The 21,672-nt window shown below is 68.9% G+C and carries 17 protein-coding genes and 2 pseudogenes; 13 read left to right on the forward strand and 6 right to left on the reverse strand.

Annotated elements, in window-relative coordinates:
* The first annotated feature begins 32 nt into the window (after nucleotides 1-32).
* A complete protein-coding gene (gene dinB / locus HT579_12980) occupies nucleotides 33-1,259 on the forward strand; it encodes a DNA polymerase IV (GenBank protein ID QKS29743.1) in 1,227 nt (408 codons plus the stop codon).
* Here the strand turns inward: dinB and HT579_12985 are convergent.
* Together HT579_12985 and HT579_12990 are read right to left on the reverse strand one after the other, a co-directional pair.
* Entirely contained in the window at nucleotides 1,192-3,873 is a 2,682-nt protein-coding gene (locus tag HT579_12985; GenBank protein ID QKS29744.1) for a bifunctional acetate--CoA ligase family protein/GNAT family N-acetyltransferase, read from the reverse strand. The two genes, dinB and HT579_12985, sit on opposite strands and share 68 nt — an antisense overlap.
* A 260-nt stretch (nucleotides 3,874-4,133) precedes the next feature.
* Complete coding sequence (locus tag HT579_12990; protein QKS29745.1) at nucleotides 4,134-4,676, reverse strand: periplasmic heavy metal sensor; 543 nt, start codon at nucleotides 4,674-4,676, stop codon at nucleotides 4,134-4,136.
* Between the two features lie 208 nt (nucleotides 4,677-4,884).
* Between HT579_12990 and HT579_12995 the strand changes: the two genes are divergently transcribed.
* The 6 genes from HT579_12995 (at nucleotide 4,885) to HT579_13020 (ending at nucleotide 12,474) form a co-directional block, all read left to right on the forward strand.
* Nucleotides 4,885-5,613 (forward strand): response regulator, encoded by a 729-nt coding sequence (locus HT579_12995; GenBank protein ID QKS29746.1) that lies wholly within the window; start codon nucleotides 4,885-4,887, stop codon nucleotides 5,611-5,613.
* Nucleotides 5,610-6,920, forward strand: coding sequence for a hypothetical protein (locus HT579_13000; GenBank protein QKS29747.1), 1,311 nt, complete (start codon nucleotides 5,610-5,612; stop codon nucleotides 6,918-6,920). The genes HT579_12995 and HT579_13000 overlap by 4 nt, the downstream gene beginning before the upstream one ends.
* Nucleotides 6,921-7,205: 285 nt before the next feature.
* The gene (locus tag HT579_13005; GenBank protein QKS29748.1) at nucleotides 7,206-8,204 is read left to right on the forward strand and encodes a TerB family tellurite resistance protein; all 999 of its coding nucleotides are present in this window, start codon (nucleotides 7,206-7,208) and stop codon (nucleotides 8,202-8,204) included.
* A 70-nt stretch (nucleotides 8,205-8,274) separates the two neighbouring features.
* Nucleotides 8,275-9,828, forward strand: coding sequence for a YdiU family protein (locus HT579_13010; protein ID QKS29749.1), 1,554 nt, complete (start codon nucleotides 8,275-8,277; stop codon nucleotides 9,826-9,828).
* Nucleotides 9,829-9,902: 74 nt separating this feature from the next.
* On the forward strand, nucleotides 9,903-10,157 hold the full coding sequence (locus HT579_13015; protein ID QKS29750.1) for a TIGR02647 family protein: 255 nt from the start codon (nucleotides 9,903-9,905) through the stop codon (nucleotides 10,155-10,157).
* A 112-nt stretch (nucleotides 10,158-10,269) separates the two neighbouring features.
* Nucleotides 10,270-12,474 (forward strand): patatin-like phospholipase family protein, encoded by a 2,205-nt coding sequence (locus HT579_13020; GenBank protein QKS29751.1) that lies wholly within the window; start codon nucleotides 10,270-10,272, stop codon nucleotides 12,472-12,474.
* 199 nt (nucleotides 12,475-12,673) lie between these two features.
* On the opposite strand, the gene HT579_13025 is transcribed toward HT579_13020, so the two are convergent.
* Nucleotides 12,674-13,708, reverse strand: coding sequence for a DUF4325 domain-containing protein (locus tag HT579_13025; protein QKS29752.1), 1,035 nt, complete (start codon nucleotides 13,706-13,708; stop codon nucleotides 12,674-12,676).
* 1,189 nt (nucleotides 13,709-14,897) lie between these two features.
* Here HT579_13025 and HT579_13030 point away from each other — a divergent pair.
* The 4 genes from HT579_13030 (at nucleotide 14,898) to cas2 (HT579_13045) (ending at nucleotide 17,063) form a co-directional block, all read left to right on the forward strand.
* Nucleotides 14,898-16,064, forward strand: a complete 1,167-nt coding sequence (locus HT579_13030; GenBank protein QKS29753.1) for a TIGR02584 family CRISPR-associated protein — start codon at nucleotides 14,898-14,900, stop codon at nucleotides 16,062-16,064.
* 200 nt (nucleotides 16,065-16,264) lie between these two features.
* On the forward strand, nucleotides 16,265-16,486 hold the full coding sequence (locus tag HT579_13035; GenBank protein ID QKS29754.1) for a hypothetical protein: 222 nt from the start codon (nucleotides 16,265-16,267) through the stop codon (nucleotides 16,484-16,486).
* Nucleotides 16,487-16,488: 2 nt separating this feature from the next.
* Entirely contained in the window at nucleotides 16,489-16,770 is a 282-nt protein-coding gene (cas2, locus tag HT579_13040) for a CRISPR-associated endonuclease Cas2 (GenBank protein QKS29755.1), read from the forward strand.
* Complete coding sequence (gene cas2, locus HT579_13045) at nucleotides 16,770-17,063, forward strand: CRISPR-associated endonuclease Cas2 (GenBank protein ID QKS29756.1); 294 nt, start codon at nucleotides 16,770-16,772, stop codon at nucleotides 17,061-17,063. Before cas2 (HT579_13040) ends, cas2 (HT579_13045) begins: the two co-directional genes overlap by 1 nt.
* 281 nt (nucleotides 17,064-17,344) lie before the next feature.
* Here cas2 (HT579_13045) and HT579_13050 read toward each other — a convergent pair whose 3' ends face one another.
* A complete protein-coding gene (locus HT579_13050) occupies nucleotides 17,345-17,701 on the reverse strand; it encodes a hypothetical protein (GenBank protein QKS29757.1) in 357 nt (118 codons plus the stop codon).
* A 504-nt stretch (nucleotides 17,702-18,205) separates the two neighbouring features.
* Here HT579_13050 and HT579_13055 point away from each other — a divergent pair.
* Nucleotides 18,206-18,565, forward strand: a complete 360-nt coding sequence (locus tag HT579_13055) for a hypothetical protein (protein QKS29758.1) — start codon at nucleotides 18,206-18,208, stop codon at nucleotides 18,563-18,565.
* 89 nt (nucleotides 18,566-18,654) lie between these two features.
* Here HT579_13055 and HT579_13060 read toward each other — a convergent pair.
* Nucleotides 18,655-19,992: pseudogene (locus HT579_13060) on the reverse strand (transposase).
* A 105-nt stretch (nucleotides 19,993-20,097) separates the two neighbouring features.
* Here HT579_13060 and HT579_13065 point away from each other — a divergent pair.
* Nucleotides 20,098-20,511 (forward strand): annotated as a pseudogene (locus HT579_13065) (alpha/beta hydrolase).
* Between the two features lie 235 nt (nucleotides 20,512-20,746).
* Here the strand turns inward: HT579_13065 and HT579_13070 are convergent.
* The gene (locus HT579_13070; GenBank protein QKS29759.1) at nucleotides 20,747-21,304 is read right to left on the reverse strand and encodes a PEP-CTERM sorting domain-containing protein; all 558 of its coding nucleotides are present in this window, start codon (nucleotides 21,302-21,304) and stop codon (nucleotides 20,747-20,749) included.
* Nucleotides 21,305-21,672 lie beyond the last annotated feature (368 nt).

Here is a 21,672-nt window from a genome sequence, read left to right on the forward strand (position 1 = left end):
TCCGCCTGGAAAACCGCGACACGGAGAGAACCTTGGGCACGCCGCCGCGCCGCATCGCACATCTCGACATGGACGCCTTCTACGCTTCGGTCGATCTTCTGCGCTACCCGGAACTGCGTGGCCAGCCGCTGGTGATCGGTGGCAGCAGTGCGCAGCAACCGTTGCTGCTGGCCGACGGCAGCCGGCAGTTCGCACGCCTGCGCGACTACGTCGGCCGCGGCGTCATCACCACCGCCACCTACGAAGCACGTGCGCTGGGCGTTGCGTCGGCGATGGGCCTGATGAAGGCGGCTCGCCTGGCGCCTGACGCGATCCTGCTGCCGGTCGATTTCCCCGCCTATCGTCATCACTCGCGGCTCTTCAAGGCCGCCGTCGCGCGCATCGCACCCGAGTGCGAAGACCGCGGCATCGACGAAATCTACCTCGACCTGAGCGGCCTTGCCGAGGACTCCCGGTCGCTCGCGCAACGCATCAAGGACGCGGTGCGACAGGCGACCGGTCTGTCGTGTTCGATCGGCGTCGCACCCAACAAGCTGCTGGCCAAGATCGCCTCCGACCTCGACAAGCCGGACGGGCTGACGCTCCTCTCCAGCGACGATCTGCGAATCCGCATCTGGCCGCTGCCGGTACGCAAGATCAACGGCATCGGCCCGAAGGCGGGCGAGCGACTGGCGCTGCTCGGCATCCACAGCATCGGCGAGCTGGCACGGGCCGATGGCGCGCTGCTGCGGCAGCACTTCGGACACGGCTACGGCACCTGGCTGCTCGCCGCCGCACACGGCATCGACGAGCGCCCGCTGGTCACCGCCGCGGCTGCGAAGTCGATCAGCCGCGAGACGACCTTCGAGCGCGACCTGCATCCGCGCGACGACCGTGAGACGCTCAGCGGCGTCCTCGTCGGGCTCTGCCGCAGGCTGGCCGAGGATCTGCAGCGCAAGGGCTGCCGCGGCCGGACGATCGGCGTCAAGCTGCGCTTTGCCGACTTCCGCGTCGTCACGCGCGACCTGACGATCGCCCAGGCGATCGCCGAGGAAGCCGACATCCTGCGCGCCAGCCGCGAGTGCCTGCGTCGCGTGGCGCTCGAGGACCGGCTGCGGCTCCTCGGCGTGCGCGTCAGCACGCTGACCACTGCCGACCCGGCCGACACCCGGCAACGCCCGCAACAGGGCGAACTCGATCTCCTGCCGCCGCTCAGCCGCCGGCACGGCTGCCCAGAGCCAGTCGGAGATCCACCGTGCCGCGATCGGCGCCGCTGCTGAGGACGAATCCGAGCTTGCGCGCCAGACCCTGCATGCGCAGGTTGCCATCCAGCGTCTCGCCGCGCAATTCGCCGATGCCCTCGTTGCGACAGTAGCGAATGAGGCTCTGCAGCAGCGCGGCGCCGAGGCCCATGCCCTTGATCTCGGAGGCAACGACGATGGCAAAGTCGGCGGAGGCGTTGCCCGGCTCGCTGACGGCACGCACCTCGCCCAGTACGCGTTCGCCGCCGTCGTCCGTCTCGATCGCCACCAGTGCCATCTCGCGGTCGTAATCGATCTGCGCGAAGCGCGCCAGGCGCACTCGCGGCAGGTTCCGGATCGAGTCGAAGAAGCGCATGCGCGAATCCTCGGGCGCCAGCGAGTTGAGCAGTTCGCCGAGCAGCGTCTCGTCCTCCGGTCGGATCGGCCGCAGCAGCAGCTGGCGGCCCTGCCACGCGAGCGGCTGCTCGAGTTCCTTGGGGTACGGACGTATGGCAAAGCGGTGTCCGACACCCCTGGACTCCGGCGACCCGATGGCGATCTGCGCATCGATGGCGACGACGCCCGTCGTTTCGACGTGCAGCGGATCGAGTTCGACGGCCACCACCTCGTCGAGGTCGGTGAGCAGTTGCGACAGCCGGACCAGCGCTTCGCTCGCCACCGTCTGCAGTTCGCCGCGCGACTCCTCCGCCAGTGTCGCGAGGACGCCGCTGCGCGCCACCAGATCTCGCGCCAGCACCAGGTTGAGCGGCGGCAACGCGACGACGACGCGGCCGCCGCCACGTGCCGGCCCGAGCACGATCAGCGGCCCGAAGACGGTATCGCTGGCGACGCCGAGGCGCAGCGGTGGCGCCCCACTGCGCGCGGCGCTTGGCCGCACCCGGTAACCGCTGACGCGCACGGTCGCCGACTGCGTTCGCAGCGTGCCGCGCAGCACACGCGCGGCGAGCCGGATGTCGGCCGGCGAACGCAGGTTCCGGGACGGCCCGGCGCAGTCGCTGCCGCTGGCGGTGACGAGGCTGAGGTCAACCGGGTAGCCGACCGCGTCGGCAGCGATGATCGCCGCATCGATGCTGCCGCTCACCGGGTGCGCGGCGAGCGCCATCCCGTAGGCGGCGAGCAGCCGGCCTGCCTGCGCTGCCGGCAGGCTGTCGGCCCGGGCGGCGACCGCCGCAGCGATGACGCTGCGGGCAGCGGCGAGATCGGGCGTGAAGTTCTCGGCCCGCGACGGTGGCAACTGCAGCAACAGGCGGCGGTTGTGGAGATAGCTCAGCACTCCGAGAAAGACCGCGATCGCCCGTTCCGGCGACTCGTGGCTGATCACGCCCTTGCCGGCAGCCACCCGCTGCGCCTCGAGCATCGAGCTGCCGCCGACCCAGCAGGTGAACACGTTGCGGCCACTCTCGCGCGACACGTCGCAGATCGCCTCGGCCACCTGCGGACCCGGCGCAAAGGGCGACGGCGAACAGACGGTCAACACGTTCTGCGTGCCACTGTCGGCCAGCACGCAGGCCAGTGCCGCGGCCCATTGCCGCACCGTCACGTCGGCCGGCAGGGCGATCGGATTGGCAAGACTCGAGCGCGTCTGCAACAGCCCCTCGAGCCGCCTGGTCGTCTCCAGAGACAGTTTGCCGAGCTTGCCACCCGCGCGCTGCAGCGTCTCGCCGGCGATCCGCCCGAGGCCATGGCCGTTGGCGAGGATCGTCAGGCGCTCACCGCGCAGCGGACGCATGCGGGCCATGCCTTCGACCGCCTCGAAAACGCCGCCGAGGGTATCGACGCTCACCCAGCCGGCGCGCTGCAGCGCCGCCGCATAGACCTCGTCGGCGGAGAACGACACGGCGCCGCCGCCATCAGCCGGCGGTCGCCCGCGGATGGCGACCACCGGCTTGTGGCGCGCGGCCGCGCGCGCCGCCGACATGAACTTGCGCCCGGCCGGCACGGTGTCGAACTGCACCAGGATCGACTTCGTCTCGTCGTCGCCGGCGAGCCAGTCGAGGACATCGGCGAGATCGACGTCGAGCCCGGAGCCGAGATGCAGGACGGTGGAGAAGCCGATCTCCTTGCTGCAGGCGCGATCGAGTACGGCCGCCGTGACCGCGGTCGAGTGCGTCACCAGCGCGATCTTGCCCGCCGCCACCGACACCGGCGCGGCACTGGCATTGAGACCGTGCGCCGGCACGACGAGACCGCCACTTCCCGGTCCGAGAACGCGCATCAGGAAGGGGCGCGCGGCGAACAGGATCCCGCGCTGCGCCGCGGCGATCTCGCCGTGGCGCATGCGGTGCCACAGCCACGGTCCGACCACCACCGCGCGCGTGCCGAGGCTGCCGAGCTGTTCGATGATCGACGGCACCTTGTCGAGCGACGCACAGATGACGGCGAGGTCGGGGACCGCCTCCAGCTTGCCGAGGTGCACCCCGGTGCTCAGCAGGAACAGCCTGCGCTGCCGGGCAACGACCGACATCACCGGGCCACTGAAGCCGCCGGCGGCGAGGTTGGCCAGCACCACTTCGGCGTAACGGCTGGCCTCGTCGGGCTCGGCGACGACCGCCACCGACGCCGGGCGGAAAAGGTATTCGAGGTTGCGGACGGTCATCGCGGTGTTGTCGGCAAGGCGCCGCCGCAGCGGCATTGTCTCCAGGTTTGCGCCAGGCGGCCACCTGGCCCACGCCCGCGCGGACCGCGCCGACGCCGGTCGCGGCACGGTCCGCCGTCCGGCTGCCGGCTTCCTGTTTCGCCGCGCGCCGTCCCGGGACGGCCTGTCCGGCCCCTGACCAGGCCGCCAGTGTGCCACGTCCGGCGAGATTGTGGTCAAGACGCATCCGGACCGCCCGGCAACGGCTGCTGCAGGCCGCTGCCGCCGGCCACAGCGGCGCCAAGACCCGCGGCAGGCTAGCCGGCAGCCGGCCCGCCGCGTCCGCCCGGGCCGCCCGGGCCGCCCGGGCCGCCCGGACCGAAGCGACCGCCCGGTCCCATCCGCTCGAGCCGGCTCTGGATGAACAGCCGCGCTTTCTCCTTCTGGCTCGCGTCGAGACTGTCGTACAGCGTCAACCAGCGCTCGCGGCCTGCCTCACGCTGCTTGCGGGCTCCCTCCCGCAGATCGTCCATCTGCGTCAGCAGCGCGCGCAGATCGGCCCCTGGCTTGCTGACCGCCGCCAGCATCTCGGCGCGCTGCCGGCGCATCTGCTCGCCCATCTCGCGCATGCTGCTGCGGGTGAACTGTTCCGCCTCCTGCCAGAGCGCCTCCTGCCGGGCGTCGAGCTTGAGTTCACCGTGCAACCGCGACATGTCCTGCAGGTGCTGGCCCATCCGCTGCTCCATGCGGCCGGCGCCGGCGCCGCAGAACTCGGGCTTGACCGCCAGCGCGGTGCCGGCGGCACCGAGCGAGAGAACCAGCGCGGCAACGATGAGAGGGGGTGTGAATCTCGATTTCATGTCGGTACTCCTTCTTCCTCGGGTTGATGATCGATCGCCGGGATGCGGGATACGCTGCTGCGGCCCGCTGGCGATGGAGCCATTCTGCCGCGCGACCGGTTGCAAAGAATTGCGCCGGCAGTGGTGGTTGGTTGCAAAATGTTGCCGCCCGACGGCCGCCCGGCGACGCTGGCATAGAATGCCTGTCATCGCCACCACGGCCACGCCCATGAAGAAGATCCTGCTGATCGACGACGACGCCGAACTGCGCCAGTTGCTCGCCACCTATCTCGGCCGCCACGGCTTCGACACGCTGCTGCTGCCGGACACCCGCCAGCTCGACGCCTTCATCGAACGCTTCCAGCCGCAACTGCTGATCCTCGACCTGATGTTGCCGGGTGAGGACGGGCTGGCCGCCTGTCGGCGCCTGCGCGCCCGCGGCGAGGCGCGACCGGTGATCATGCTGACGGCGCGCGACGAGCCGGTCGACCGCGTCATCGGACTCGAGATGGGCGCCGACGATTACCTCGGCAAGCCGTTCGACCCGCGCGAGCTGGTCGCCCGCATCGAGGCGGTGCTGCGCCGCGCCGTCCGGCCGCCGGCGGCGCCCGACCCGGAAGGCGGCGTCGTCCGCTTCGGCGACTGGCTGTTCGACCGCGCTGCGCGGCAGCTGTCGAAGGGAGCCGAGCCGGTGCCGCTGACCAGCGGCGAGTTCGCGCTGCTCAACACGCTGGTGGCGAACGCCAACCGGCCGATGAAACGCGAGCGGCTGCTCGAACTGACGCGCGGCGACAACAGTGAAGCGTTCGACCGCGCGATCGATGTCCAGATCCACCGCCTGCGCCGCCTGCTCGAGGTCGACCCCGCGCACCCGCGTTATCTGCAGACGGTCTGGGGTGTCGGCTACGTCTTCGTTCCCGACGCGAACGGCGCAGCGGCTGGCGAAGCGGCCGGATGAAGCTGCGCCTCTTCCCGGCATCGCTCGCCGGCAGGACCGTGCTGCTGGTGATCGCCGTCATCGCCGTTGCCGAGATCGCCACCTTCTCGCTCCTCGCACACTTCCGCCGCGGCGCGCACGTCAACCAGACGGTGCATCTGCTCGCCGGCCAGGTGCGTCTGATGCAGGTCGTCCTGCCGGCACTCGACGCCGACGCCCGCGCAGCGCTCGGGGCGGGCGATGCCGGCGAACTGCAGTTGCGCGCCGACGGTGCCGGCGTGCCGCGGCACGAGCCGCGCTTTCCCTTCGCCCGCCGCCTCGCCGTCGAGCTGGCGCAGCGCCTGGCCGAGCCGGTACTGCTGCGCCACGGTGGACCGGGGCAGCGCAGCGGCCTCTGGGTCGGCTTCATCGCCGCCGGCGAACGCTGGTGGCTGGTGTTGCCACCGCCGCGTTTCGAACCGCAGGAGCTGCCGACCGACCTCTGGCCGTTCCTGGCGGCGACGCTCGCCGCCGTCCTGCTCATCGCCGGACTCTTCGTGCGCAACATCGTCGGCCCATTGGCGCGCCTCGGCGAGGCAGTCACCGCGACCGGCGACGGTACGGCTCGCACGGTGACGCCGCAGGGACCGCGCGAAGTGCGGCGGCTGGCCGAGCGCCACAACGCGATGCTCGCCCAGCTCGCCAGCGCCGCCGCCGAACGGCGCGAGATGATCGCCGGCCTGACGCACGACCTGCGCGCACCGCTGACCCGCCTGCGCCTGCGTCTCGAACTGCTCGCCAGCGATGGCGAGCGTGCCGGACTCGCGCGCGACGTCGACGACATGGAGCGCATCGTCGGCCAGTGCCTGGCCTTCCTGCGCAGCGAGCACAGCGAAGCGGCGGGCCTACCGGTCGGCCTGGCTGCCCTGCTGCGCGAGGAGGTCGGCCATCAGCGCGAACTCGGCCGGCCGGTGGCGCTGGCGATCAGCGACGCCGCCGAGCGCTGTCAGGTCGCGGTCAGCAGCGGCAACCTGCGGCGACTGTTCGACAACCTGATCGACAACGCACTGCAGCATGGCGCACCGCCGGTCGAAGTGGGACTGGCGATCACCGACGGCGGCGCGGCGATCCTCAGCGTGCGCGATCACGGTCCCGGAATCGCCGAAGCCGACCGCCAGCGCGCGCTCGAACCCTTCGCACAGCTCGAGGCGGCGCGCGCCACCGATGGCAGTTGCGGCCTCGGACTGGCGATCGTCCGCCGCATCGCTGCCGGCTGCGGCGGCGAGCTGCGACTCGAAGAGGCGACCGGCGGCGGGCTGCTGGTCGTCGTCAGGCTGCCGGCCGCATGATGCGGGCGTCGCACCGGCGATCCGCAGGTTCCGCCGCTTCCCTGGGCGGGACACGGCTCCGGGTGCCGGCAGCGGCCGTCGCTGCGCCGATGCTGCGATGCCCGCGATTTCAGCAACGGCCGTCGACAGGAGGACCCTGCCCCGCCTGCGGCAGCGGCATCGATGCCGGCCATGCGGAGATGCCGTGCGAGGTCCTATGCCCGTCGCCCGCGGCCCTGTATCCTGCGGAACTTGCCGCCGGCGGCAGCGGACCAAGGGCGGTCCAGACGACAGGAGACGTACAGCATGAATGAGCAGGAACAGAAGGGCATCCTCACCCTCAGCCTGATGGCTGCCTTCGCCGATGGCAGCAAGGACGAATCCGAACGGGCGGAAGTGAGGCGGATCGCCGACGCGCTGGCCGGCGAAGGATCGATCAACCTCGCGGCACTGTACCAGGACGTGCTGCTCAAGCGCGTCTCGATGGCCGCGGCCGTCGCCATGCTGACGAGCCCCGAAGCCCGCCAGCTCGCCTTCGAGATGGCGGTCTGCGTCTGCGACGCCGACGGCGTCCAGTCGCCACCCGAGAAGCAGTTCCTCGCCGACCTGCGCGACGCGCTGGCGCTCGACGTGCAGCAGTCGGTCGCGTATTCGCAGCAGGCCGAGGCGATTGCCGCGCTGCCGGTGGCCTGGGGCCGCAGCGCCGACAGCGAAGCGGCGAGCCCGCCGCCGGCAGCGCCCACGGCGGCAACGCCGGCGGCGGCCGCTGCCGGCTACGCCTCGACGATGAGCGAAGACGAGATCGACAGGGCGATCCTCAACGCGGCGATCCTCAACGGCGCACTCGAGCTGCTCCCCGAGTCGCTATCGACGATGGCGATCATCCCGCTGCAGATGAAGCTCGTCTACCGCATCGGCAAGTCCTACGGCTTCGAACTCGATCGCACGCACATCAAGGATTTTCTCGCCACGCTCGGCGTCGGGCTGACCTCGCAGTATCTCGAGCAGGCCGGCCGCAAGCTGCTCGGCGGGCTGCTCGGCAAGGCTGGCGGCAAGCTGCTCGGCAGCATCGGCAAGCAGGCGGTCAGCTCGGGAATGAGCTTCGCCAGCACCTATGCCCTCGGCCACGTCGCCAGGCGCTACTATGCCGGTGGCCGCAGCTTCTCGGCGCAGATGCTGCGCGACAGCTTCGACCGCGTCCTCGGCGAGGCAAAAGGGCTGCAGACCCGTTACCTGCCGGAGATCCAGGCGCGGGCGAGAACCCTCGACACGGCGCAGATCGTCGACCTGGTGCGGCGCGGCTGAGCCCGATCGCCCGTTCCCCCGCCAGCAGCGGCGGCCCGCCCCGGCGTCCCCCCGCCTGCCGGCGCGACCGATGCTGAACTTCGACAACCGCTACCTCCGCGAACTGCCCGGCGAGCCGCTGCGCAGCCCGCTGCCGCGGCAGGTCTTCGGTGCCCTCTGGTCGCCGGTCGACCCGACGCCGGTGGCGGCACCGCGCCTGCTCGCCCATTCGCGCGAGGTGGCGGCGGCGCTCGACCTCGACGACGAGGCGATGGCATCGCCGGCGCTGCTCGCAGCCCTCGCCGGCAACCGCCTTCTGCCGGGGATGGCCGGCTACGCCAGTTGCTATGGCGGGCATCAGTTCGGCCAGTGGGCCGGGCAGCTCGGCGATGGTCGGGCGATCCTGCTTGGCGAGGCGATCAACCACCGCGGCGAGCGTTACGAGCTGCAGCTCAAGGGCGCCGGGCCGACGCCGTATGCGCGCCGCGCCGACGGCCGCGCCGTCCTGCGCTCGTCGATCCGCGAGTTCCTCTGCAGCGAGGCGATGCACCACCTCGGCGTACCGACGACGCGCGCGCTCAGCCTCGTCGGCACCGGCGAGACCGTCGTCCGCGACATGTTCTACGACGGCCATCCGGTCGCCGAGCCGGGCGCCGTCGTCTGCCGCGTCGCCCCCTCGTTCATCCGCTTCGGCCACTTCGAGCTGCCGGCCGCGCGCAACGATCTCGGACTGCTGCGGCAACTCGTCGCCTTCACCATCGACCGCGACTTCCCCGGCTTCGCCGGCGACCTGGCCGCGACGCTCGTCCCCTGGTTCACCGAGGTCTGCGAGCGGACCGGGCGGCTGATCGCCCACTGGATGCGCGTCGGCTTCGTGCACGGCGTGATGAACACCGACAACATGTCGATCCTCGGCCTGACGATCGACTACGGCCCCTACGGTTGGGTGGACAACTTCGACCCCGGCTGGACGCCGAACACCACCGACGCTTCCAGCCGCCGCTACTGCTTTGCCCGCCAGCCCGCCATCGCGCGCTGGAACCTCGAACGGCTCGCCGATGCCCTGGCGCCGCTGCTGCCGCGACCCGCCGAGCTGGCCGACGGCCTCGAACGCTACGACGAGACCTATGCCGCCGACTTCTGTACCGCCTACGCCGCCAAGCTCGGCCTGCGCGAGTGGCGGCACGACGATGCCGAACTGCTCGAGGACCTCTTCGCACTGATGCACGCGGCCGAGATCGACATGACCGGGTTCTTCCGCGCCCTCGCGCTGCTCGACAGCGAGCGCCCGCAGCCGCAAGCGCTCGACGACGCCTTCTACCGCGCCGACCTGCGGCAGCGGCACGCCGCCCGGCTCGAACGCTGGCTGCAGCGCTATGCCGCCCGCCTGCGACTCGACGGCCAGCCGCCCGAACGGCGCCTCGCCGCCATGAACGCCGCCAACCCGCGCTTCGTCCTGCGCAACTACCTCGCGCAGCAGGCGATCGACCGCGCCGAGCAGGGCGACATGCAGATGATCCATCAACTGCTCGAGGTCCTGCGCCGGCCGTACGACGAGCAACCCGGGTGCGCAGCCTTCAGCGCCAGACGACCGGACTGGGCGCGCCACCGTGCCGGCTGTTCGATGCTGTCGTGCAGCTCCTGAAGGTGACGGCAGCGCCAGGCGCGCTAGAATGGCGGCCGTCGCCCACCACGGTTGCCTGCCGCCAAGGACCCGCCATGCCCTTCACCGCCGACCTCGTCGCCGAACTCAACACGCTGATCCATTTCGACCTCGACAGCACCCAGCAGGGAATCAAGATCCACAGCACGGCCGATCCGGCGATCATCGCCGCCACCAGGCGGCTGCATGCCAAGGGCCTGGTGACGCAGGTCGATGGTGGCTATCTGACCAGCCTCGGCCGCGACGCCGTCGAGCATGTGCAGGCCGCACTGACCATCCTCACCTCGCTGCCCTCACCGACCACCGGTTGAGGGGAAGACCGCGCGCGTAGCGGCGTGGCCGCGCGCGCCGCGAGGGGCGGCCGCGCGCGCCGGTGACCAGCGGCGGTGCGCCCACCCTCTTGCTGACAGAAAGACCCAGACCATGAAACGATCGCTCGGGCAACGACTGTTCCTGCTCGTGCTGCTCGCCGTCAGCGGCGCCACCCTCGCCGGCGAGCCGCCGACGCGGCCGCGCGTCGGCCTCGTCCTCGGCGGCGGCGGCGCGCGCGGCGCAGCGCACATCGGCGTCCTCGAGGTGCTCGACAGACTGCGCGTGCCCGTCGACTGCGTCGCCGGCACCAGCATGGGCGCACTCGTCGCCGGCGTCTACGCCAGCGGCATGGCGCCGGCAGAGATGCGCGCCGAGCTGGCGCGCGCCGACTGGGACGACCTCTTCCAGGACGACCCACCGTTCGCCGACCGCAACTTCCGCAACAAGGTGCAGGACAAACGCTTCCTGCCGGCATCCGAGACCGGCGTCGGCGCCGGCGGCCTGCGCTACCAGACCGGAATCGTCACCGGCCAGAAGATCAAGCTCTTCTTCAATCAGCTCGTCGGCGACGATCGTGGCCTGCGACGCATCGAGCACCTCTCGCTGCCGCTGTCGATCATCGCCACCGACATCGTGCATGGCAAGCGGGTGGTCTTCCGCAGCGGCTCGCTGTCATCGGCGATGCGCGCCAGCATGTCGGTCCCCGGGCTGATGTCGCCGGTCGACATCGACGGCCAGAAGCTGGTCGATGGCGGCCTCGTCGACAACGTGCCGATCGACGAAGTGCGCGATCGCTGCCAGGCCGATGTCGTCATCGCCGTCAACGTCGGCTCGCCGCTGCTCAAGGCGGAAGAGATCGGCAGCCTGCTCAGCGTCGCGGCGCAGATGGTCAACATCCTCACCGAGCAGAACGTCGTCCGCTCGCTGGCGACACTGAAGCCCACCGACGTCTACATCAAGCCCGACCTCGAAGGCATCAGCGCCGGCGATTTCAAGCGCACATCCGAGACCGCCGATCGCGGCGTTGCCGCCGGCGAAGCCGTCGCCGCACAGCTCCGCCGGCTGTCGGTCAGCGAAGCCGATTACGCCGCCTGGGTGGCGCAGAAGCGGGTCGCGCCCGGCCCGCTGCCGCGCGTCGACGAAATCGAGATCGTCGGCCTGCAGCGCGTCAACCCGGTGATGCTCGAGAAGCACATGCGCCTCGGGCCAGGCGAGGTCCTCGACACGGCCAGGCTCAACGACTCGCTGAACAAGGCCTACGGCGACGGCTACTACGAGAACGTCGATTACTCGCTGATCACCACGCTGCGCGAGCGCAACATCCTGCGCCTGACGCCGCAAGAGAAGAGCTGGGGGCCCGACTACCTGCGCTACGGCATCAACCTCGACACCAACTTCAGGAGCGATTCGACATACACGCTGCGCGCCGCCTACCAGAAGACGCTGATCAACAAGCTTGGCGGCGAACTCGTGTTCGGCGCGGAAATCGGTTCGGCGAACTACCTCGACTTCGACTACTACCAGCCGCTCGACCCCGCGCAGCGCTATTTCGTCGAGACCAACCTGCGCTACGGCAGCCAGTTGACCACGCTCTACCAGGACAACAACCAGATCGCCCAGTACCGCGTCATGCGCGGCAACGCGAAGCTCGTCGGCGGCATCAATCTCGGTACCGTCGGGCAGATGCGCGCGGGTTGGGAACACAACCTCTGGGATCCGAAGCTCAGCATCGGCTCGCCGTTCCTGCCGCAGGAATCCAAGATCTACGGCGGCTGGTTCGGCCAGATCGACCTCGACCAGACCGACCGCCTCTACTTCCCGACGAGCGGCTGGTATTCCGGCGCGCGCTACTTCGACTCGCCGGCCGAGAACTACAGCCGCCTCGACGCCCGTGCCGGCATCTATCACAGCATCGGCGACTGGGTCCTCGGCGGCCGCGCGACCTACCAGGGATCGCCCGTCGGCCAACTGCCGATCTACGACGCCGGCTCGCTCGGCGGCATGTTCAACATGACCGCTTTCGGCATCGGTCAGCTCAGGGGCGACGACATCACCTACGGCAACCTGCGCGCCGAACGCATCGTCGGGCGCCTGCCGCTCGGCCTGCGCGGCGACCTGCGCATGGGCCTGCTGCTCGAGACCGCGCGCATCGGCACGCCGTACACCGAAACGCGGCTCAACGGCTGGCTCAACTCGACGGCGATCTACTTCGGCGGCGAGACGCCGCTCGGACCGGTCTTCCTCGGCTATGGCTATTCCAGTTCCGGCGATGTCGGCGGCTACCAGAACCTCTACCTGTTCCTGGGGACGCCTTGACTCGCTGGCGCTGGAATCAACGCACCGGTCCCGAATGGGGCCCGGATCATGAAGACACAAGTCTTGCAGCAGCCGCGCGCGCTCGACATCGATGAGCAGATCGGACTTGTCGAGGCCATCCGCGACGGCATGGTGAGCCGTGGTGCCGTGCCGACGCGTCGGCTTCGCACGATCCATCCTTGTACATTGGACCTCGTCGCTAGCTGCTCCGCGGTGCAACAGCACGAAGCCACATCTTCTCGACTTGTTCCGTCATGTTCCGTGGCAGCAACTCAACTTCTCGATGGCTGTCCCCATAGACTCTGAACAGTTCGTCGGCGAAAGCCTGGCCAATCTCCTGGACATCCGCGAAGTCAAGAATCACCGTCCGGAAGCGATCAAATCTGGCGATCAGTCGCTTCGCTTGAGAACGTGACACCAGTTGTTCGTCACCGAATCTTGCAAGCCTCATTGGAACGATGGTCTTCGAGAAGTCGTAGTCTTCAGGAGCAGCGGTGAACTGGGAATAGACTTCCGCGGTGGTTCGACTGGAGTCGAGTGCAATCCGCATGAAAACCGCCGTCCCATTCGCGAAGACGCCCGGCGCTTCCTGCAGCCAATCGTGACGCGAGCTTGCGTCGTGATTGAACTGCAGACCGTTCGCACTGATCTCGAACGAGTCAAACATGCGCGAGGTGAAGAAGACCCCTTCGCCGGTGTGTTTGCCTGGATCCGTCGTCAGCTTCCCCTTCGCCAGCTCGAAGAGCGCCTGTCTCATGTCAGGCAGACCCAGTGCCGCGGCAATCTTCGCGAAGATTCCGACGCCATCGTCAGAAATGATCACGCGAAGCGTGCTTTCATCCTGGCTGGTCCCGATGAAGACCGACTTCCCGGCCGAGTGATCAATGGCGTTGTTGACCATTTCAGTGAACCCGTGGCTCGCGATGCTCTGGATGTTTCGGGCCAGGCTGAAGTGGGGTCTGAAATCCTTCTCCCAGACGACATGTTCCTCGAGACCCGAGAGCAGGTATCTACGCGCGACTTTTCGCTTGTATCCGGGGCTGAAGACAGGATGAGTCGACGGCCCGCTGCGAGCGATCCACCCCTCGCGCTCGAGACGCTGGATGTACTTGTTTGCGGCGACTCGCGATACGCCCAGGCGATCGGCGTAGTGCCGGGTGAGGTCGCGCGGGTGCTCGGCAACGTCCGTGGTGACGGTCCAGAGCAGATCTGCGAATCTTGAGGGCTTTGCCATTGCCTCGGTCGTAAACCCAAGAGAGTTTCATTGTAAATTTAAGATACTTATGTTGTAAACAATGAGCGCCTCGGAGAAGGGGCGCGAGAGCTGCAACCCGACCGGCATGGATTTGCCGCAGTTCCTCTTGCCGCTCGAGGGTGAGCCTCCTCCGGTCGCGCCGAAACGCAGCATTCATGCGCGCCTGCTGAACCTGCCGTGTCGGGTCGCTGTTTGTCGGGGCGGGCAGAGAATGGATGATGTAGCGGCGGCTGCAGTCGCTGCTTGCCGAGCTGGCGGCGCTCGGCAAGCAGCGCGACGCGGAGCGGGCGCGCGGGTTGCTGGCCGGGGGGGAGCAGCTGCTCGACCGGGCGGCGGAGCCGCGCCGCTGGGCGGCGTTTCGCAGCCGCTACGCTTCGCTGTCGGAAGAGGTCGACCCGCCGGCTGCTGCCGCGGCGTACCGCGCGCTCAACGGAAGGGAATGAGAAATGGCTGACGACCTGCAGCAACTGGCGTTGCGCGACGCACTGATCGGCAACTGGGACAGCGTGCACATGCCGGTGTTCACGCACGGCTACAACGTCAGCTTCGAGGAAGCCGCGCGGCGGGCCGCGCAACTGGCTTTCGATCTCAACTTTCGCGGCCGCGTGGTGCTCTTCAGTTGGCCATCGTGCGGCTCGCTGCTCGGCTACGGCGCCGACGAGGAGCGCGCGCTGCTCTCGGCGCACACCTTCCGCGGCTTCCTCGAGTCGCTCGCCGGCGGCCCCTGGAGCCAGGTGCACCTGCTGGCGCACAGCATGGGCAACCGCGTCCTGCTGCACGGGCTGGCCGGCGGCGCCTGGCCGAACCGCAAGCTGGCACAGGTCCTCTTCGTCGCCGCCGACGTCCAGGTCGATCTCTTCCGGCAGCAGTCTCCGCGCATCCGCGACGCCGGCGCGAACTACACCTCCTACGCTTCGCAACGCGACCGGGCGCTGTTCTTCTCCGCGCTGACGGCTGCGCCGGCCGGGCGTCCGGCGCAGCCGTCCGGAGGCGGCGCCGTCATCGCCACGGGGAGGAGAAGAATCGGGCCTATCGATCGCCGCGCGCAGCAGCACGCAGCGGCGCGTGCCGATGGGCTGCAGGGCATGCATCGCAAGCTTGCCAAAGACCCTGCTGACGCCAGAAAACGGCGACAATGCGGCTCACCCCGTCACCGCACCGTCAAGAAATGCCCTACGCCCGCGACAACCCCAACGCCTACCCGCGACGAATCCTCGTCGCCGTCACCGGCCTGTCGCCGCAGATCGTCACCGAGACCCTGTATGCGCTCGCCATCGCCCCCGCGCAGGGCGCCAGCGCCTTCGTCCCCAGCGAAATCCACCTCATCACCACCCGCAGCGGCGCCGAGAAGGCGCGCCTGGCGCTGCTCTCGGACGAGCCGGGCTGGTTCCACCGCCTCTGCCGCGACTACGCGCTGCCGCCGATCGACTTCGCGGCCGGGCACATCCACGTCCTGACGGACGCCGCCGGCGATCCGCTCGAAGACATCCGCTCGCCCGACGACAACCGCTGCGCCGCCGACGGCATCACCGAACTCGTGCGCGACTTCACCGCCGATCCCGACTGCGCGCTGCACGTCTCGATAGCCGGTGGCCGCAAGACGATGGGCTTCTTCCTCGGCTACGCGCTGTCGCTCTACGGGCGGCCGCAGGACAGGCTGTCACACGTCCTCGTCGCCGAGCCATTCGAGTCGAGCAGCGCCTTCTACTACCCGACGCCGGCCAGCCAGGTCATCGAACTCGCCGGCGGCCGCCTCGCCGACGCCGCCAGCGCGCAGATCACCCTCGCCGACCTGCCGATCGTCAGCCTGCGCCACGGGCTGCCGGAAGCGCTGCTGACCGGCCGCGCCAGCTACAGCGAGGCGGTTGCCGCCGCGCGCCTGGCGCTGGCACCGCCACAACTGACGATCGACCTCGCCGGGCGCCGCATCCGCGCCGCCGGCAAGGTCTTCGCGCTGCCGCCGGCAGAACTCGCGCTGCTCAGCGTCTTCGCCCGGCGGGCGCTGCGCGGCGAGCCGCCGCTGCCGGCGCCGCCGAAGGAAGTTCCCGACGCCGAATGGCGCAAGCGCTATCGCGTCGAGCTGCACTGGATCAACGGCCTCCTCGGCGAAAGCGAGCGCACCGAAAAAGCCCTGCGCGACGGCATGGACGGCCGCTATTTCTCGAGCCGGCTCTCGAAGTTGAACGAGACTCTCAACCGCCAGCTTGGCCCCGCCGCAGCACCTTACCGGATCAGCAACGGCAGCAAGCGGCCGCCCCGCTACTGCCTCACCCTACCACCGTCGGCGGTGGGCTACGGCGAGATCGACGCCGCCGGCGCCCACGCCGAAGACTGAGGCAACCACCGGAGAATCCCCATGACCACCCTCATAAGCTTCCTCGGCAAAGGCCGACTCGACGCCCAGCGGACCGGCTACCAGGAGACCACCTACCGCTTCAGCGCCGACTTCGCGCGCAGCGTCGCCTGGTTCGGTCTCGCCCTCGCCGAACACCTCAATCCGCAGCGGCTGATCCTCGTCGGCACCTCCGGCAGCATGTGGGACGTCTTCTCATCGGCGTGGACGCCGGTTGCCGCATCGGGCTGCCGCTGCGCAAGGCCTTCATCGCTGCGCTGGAAGCCAAGCTGCAGAGCGCCGTCGGGCATCCCCTCGGCGGCCCCGACGGCGACTACCGGCGGGCGATGCGGGCGCAGGTGGCGCACTGGATCGAGGTGCTGCGCGGCGAGGCGCCGGCCTATCGCCCGTTCATGGCGCGCTGACGATGCGCCTCTGGGTGCTCGTCTACGACGTCGCCGACGACCGCCGCCGGCGGCGGCTGGCGGGGGTTCTCGGACGGCGCGCCGAGCGCGTGCAGGAGAGCGTCTTCGAGGCCTGGCTGAGCGGCGCCGAGCTGCACGCGCTGCTCGCCGAGGTGGCGGCGGTCATCGAGCCGGCGGCCGACGCCGTACGCGCGTATCCGCTGGCGCTGCGCGATCGTTCGCGGCGCGAGACGCTCGGCGATCAGCCGCCTGCGCCGCGGCCGGCGGCGTACTGGATCGGCTGATGGACGACGCTCCGCCCGGCTTCACCGTCGTCTGCTTCGACATCGCCGACGCACGCCGGCGGCGGCGTGTCGTGCGCGTTCTCGAAGCCTTCGCCAGCCGCGCGCAGGAGAGTGTCTTCGAAGGCTGGCTCGACCGCGGCGAGCGCCGCGCGCTGCGCGCCCGGCTGGCGGCGGCGATCGACGCCAGCAGCGACCGCGTCGCTCTCTACGTGCTGGCGTCGGCAGACCAGCGCGACGCGCTGTCGCTCGGTCGCGGTCTGCCGGTCGATGACTTCCGGCACGCGCTGCTCTGACGATCGAAGCCGCGTGCACGCACGGCCCGCTGGCGACCACAAGGGGGGCGTGTGGACGACGAACCGCAAGATGGCGACAATGTCAGCGAATTGCGGTGGGGATCATGGTAGATGCTGGGCCCCTCGACCATTCCTCTGAACATGGACGTACATTTCAGTGAAGGCGGTGATGGCGATGATTCGCATCTCGCTGCGGCACCGTGGTCAGGCGAGCGGAAGAGCCTCGTCGATCCGAGCCACCAGCAGCGCCCAGGCACACCCGTTTCGCCTTGCACCGAGTCTCAGGGCACCAAGACCTGTTTGATCAGGACGTGATCTCCCGGTTTGAGCAGGTTGTCCTCGCGCTCATCGGGCTTGAAGCCGAAGCTCGTTTCCGTGCCGAGACGACCCTGGAAGGGCTTCGCGTTGACCCAGACCACCCATTCGGATGCCGGTCCGTCCTCCCGGGGAGATCCGTCGATGACGAGCTTGAGGACGTGCCCGACCCGGTCGGATCCGAAACTGATTTTGACTCCCGGGACAATTTCCTCGCTCGCCTGTATGGCTCCAAGGATCGTCAAGCCCTCTTTCCAGGGAATGCTCGAGAAATGCTTGTGAGCTCCGTTGCTGTAGTCGATGGTCAGCGCCACTGTGCTCATGCCTGGCTCTCCTTGTCGGGGCTCCGCCGCCGTTGGCACGTCCGCCACGGCATGCGGAAGAGATTGAAGAATGACAGCAAGAACTTCGATGGCACTTTCGGAAGTGCCTCGTGCCTGGCAATCGCCGTCAAACCACGATTCCTGGCGAAGGACCTGCAGCGCTCCCGCCCAGGCTTCAGCAGTCCGACCGACAGCAACCAGAAAGGTTTCGGCACGGGGCACGGTCGTGGCCCACGGCACCCGTGTCACGCCTCCTTCACAGCACCTCCTTGACTTCCTTCGCCACCTCATCGATCGCGGCATCCCGGTTCTTCTCGATCCAGTTGAAGACCCAGCGCCCTGGCTCGACAGACCACAGATCAAGCTCGCCAGCTCCACGATGCCGATCATCGAATCAAACCATTCTTCCGGCTGACGTCCATGCCATCCTTCCCGCCCGACTGCCTTCGTTGCGGCTATCCTCTATCCTGGTAGAGTCGAGTACCACGAGCGAAGGAGGATACGATGGCCGGTTTCGAGAATTACACTGCACAGACCAGGGAGATTGAGCTCGAGATTGAACGGAAGGGAATCATTCTCGGCATCGACTGGACGGATGACGTCCAGGTGCGTGCTCTGGCAAGGGAAGCGCTTGACCAGTCCGCTGCCGAGATCAGACTTGCCTCTACCAGCCCGATCGACCGCAAGCTCATGGCCAAGGTTGATCTCTTCGGTCTTGCCGGCATCATGCTCAAGACGATGGAGGAATGTGCTGGTGTGGGATTCGAATGCCACGGAGGTCCAGCCTGGAAGGCGTTTGGCAAAGCCCTTTGGGCGGAAGTCGCGCTCCGCAAATCGCCGGAGGGCACACCAACAGCGCCTTGACCTGTCCGCCGGGCTCGGGTCACCACACCGGCGCCCCAGCCGGCCGCCCTGAAGACCGCGGTGAATGTCAAGCCAGTTGCCGCGTGAACTCATGCGGCCATCGGCATGCTCTTGGTGCAGGTGGAGGCATCCGGGTTGGCTGGATTCCGGTCGGGGTTGGGGGTGACAGAGCCGGCGGGGGCCCAGCTGCAAGAGTGTCCGCTCCAGCGAGCAGGATTGGCGTTGCGCGCCGCGTGGCAGAGCTGTCGGCGCGCAGCGAGAATGGCGTGATCCTGGCCATCGTGGCGCTGTGCCGGGGGTGGCTTTCAGGGTGGCGCCGTTGTCGCCATCAAGCACGGGCTTGTTGGCCAGGGCATCGGTGCCTTCGGCGAGCGCGCTGCGGCGGAGCAGATCGGCGGCGTGGTCGGAGTGGTCGGTCGCCTCGACGGTGAAGCCGACGATCTCGCGGCTGTGGATGTCGAGGATCAGGTGGAGAAGGAACCATTGTCCGGGGACCGCAGCGGGCAGATGGGTCATGTCCCAGCACCAGACCTGGCGCGGTCGCGTCGCCTGCTGCGTTGTCGGGGGCTTTGGCGCTGCCGTCGGGGCAAGCGCGCGACCGCGATGGCGGAGCCGGTGATGCGCGCGCAGAACGCGGTAGAAGCCTGATTCGCTGGCAATGTATCGGCCCTCGTCGGCCAGGGCCGGAACGATGCGGGCCGGGGGCAGTTCGGCAAGGCGCGGTTCATTGGCCACGGCGAGGATCCCGGCGTGCTCGACCTCGCTGAGCGCATGCGCCGGCTTCGGCCGCCCGGCGAGCGGTCGGCCGTCACCGCGGCCATCGGCGTCGGCCTGCCAGCGCCGGTAGTTGCGCGCATCGATACCCGCCAGCACGCAGGCCGGCGCCTTGCGCGCTCCCGCCTGCAGAACCGCTTCGACCTGGGCCATCAGCGTCTGGCGATCCTGCTGGCGGATCATTCGTCCGCGGCCCCGTGGAAGATCGCCGAGAGCTTTTTTCAGAGGACCAGCAAGGCGGCCGTTTCCGCCAGAGCCTTCTCCTTGCGCTTCAGTTCCCGTTCCAGTTCCTTGATGCGCTCCTTGTCGGCGCGCGTCTCGGCCGGCCGTGCGCGCGACTCTCCCGGATCGGCCAGTGCCTGCGTCGCCTCATCCCGCCAGCGCGCCAGCTCGCTCGGATACAACCCGTGCTCCCGGCACCAGGCGCTGCACTGCGCCTCGTCCATCGCCGCTGTCGCAATCACCACCTGCAGCCGCGCCGCCGCTGTCCAGGCCCGCTCGCGAGCGTGCCTGGACAGCGCCTCTGCTCGCCAACGCTCGAGCGTGTCCACCGAAATGCCAACCTCTCGCGACACCTCTTCGATCGCCGCGCCCTCCGGTGGCAGCAGCCTCCCCAACACACGATCCTTCATCGCCTGTCCGTATCTCGCCATCCGTATCTTCTCCCTTTCGCCCCCTCGTCTCAGATCCTGCCGAGGCGACAACTGGTCTGATACAGAGGGGCGGCGGCGAGGTTCCGGGTCTCCTTCCGCGGCTTCATCGAGTCGCTCGCCGGCGGCCCCTGGAGCCAGGTGCACCTGCTGGCGCACAGCAGGGGCAACCGCGTCCTGCTGCACGGGCTGGCCGGCGGCGCCTGGCCGAACCGCAAGCTGGCACAGGTCCTCTTGGTCGCCGCCGACGTCCAGGTCGATCTCTTCCGGCAGCAGTTTCCGCGCATCCGCGACGCCGGCGCGAACGACGCCTCCTACGCTTCGCAACGCGACCGGGCGCTCTTCTTCTCCGCGCTGCTGCACCGGGCCGAGCGCGTCGGCGCCATCGACGGCATACCCTTCACCACCGACGGCCTCGAGACCATCGACGCGACGGCGGTCGATACGAGCGTCCCCGGGCTCGGGCACAGCCATTTCGCCGACCAGCGCAGCCTGCTGACCGACATCGGCATCCTCGTCGGCGCCGGGCTGCCGGCTGCGCGGCGCGGTCTCGCGCAGTCGGACCGGCCGCGCTACGGGCATTCTTCCGCGCTGACGCCGGCGCGGGCCGGGCGTCCGGCGCAGCTTCGTGCCCATTGCTCATTGCTGGCTCTGGCGCTGCCGCCTCGGCGACGGCCATTCGCGGTGGACGCCCCAAGACGAAAGCGGCCGGGTCGGAAGCCGACCCGGCCTGCTCAATCGCGGCGCAGAAGGACGTTTACTGGCGACGACGGGTGGCGGCAAGACCGGCCATCGTCAGGCCCAGCAGGAGCATGGTGCCGGGCTCGGGGAGTTCGCCCGATACGGTCGTCCTCGTGTCGAGGCCGAGTGCGATCGATCCCAGGCCGCCGGGAACCTCGTTCTTGACGACCAGCGCGAGCGAGCTGAACTCGCCGGCGATCGGAGCAAAGGCCAGTGCGATGTTGGTCAGGCCCGTGCCGTCGGCAGACGACCAGCTCCAGTCACCGACGTCGACGTTGTTCACCAGTACGTCCCAGTCTACCGACTGACCCGGCGACAGCACATTCTGGGTCACGTTGAGATTCATCGACAGCGAACTGGGGTTGAACAGGCCCGTAGCGAAGTAGTTCTCCGAGACGAGGTCGCCGCGTGCAACCGACCAGAAGTAGCCGATCTCCGTCGCACTGATGGAGCCAACCGAGCCCACGACCGTAGCCGAACTCGTCGGGAACTGGACGGTTACACTCGCCGCGGTCGCCGCTCCGGCGACGGTGAGCAGCGCTGCAGCCAGGATGGTCTTGCGGAAGGACATCATTTTCTTCTCCTTGGTGGTTGAGTGGGCGATCGCGTCCGGATCGCGGCGCAAGACCCAAAGCAGTTTCCGTGCCAGTAGCTGCAGAGCAGCTTCAAGTGCTTGCTGCAATTGGATTGTGCGCCGGTCTGCGGGGCGCGAGCGAGCGACCGTTCGGCATCACCCTGTAAAGTTTTTCGACAGACTCCAGCCTGCGGGAAGGTCGACCTGCGTGTCTTCGCTGGCGCGGTCCGATCGCCAACATGGCGCGCGCGCCTGGCGGCGGTTGCGCGGCTTGCCACACTCGTGATCATCCACGGCACCGGTCACCGCGGTGTCCTCCTGCTGCCGGCCATGCTCGTCCCGCAGCTTCGGCTCGGGCCAAGGTGCGC

The organism is Candidatus Accumulibacter similis (genome assembly GCA_013347225.1).
Taxonomy (GTDB): Bacteria; Pseudomonadota; Gammaproteobacteria; order Burkholderiales; family Rhodocyclaceae; genus Accumulibacter; species Accumulibacter similis.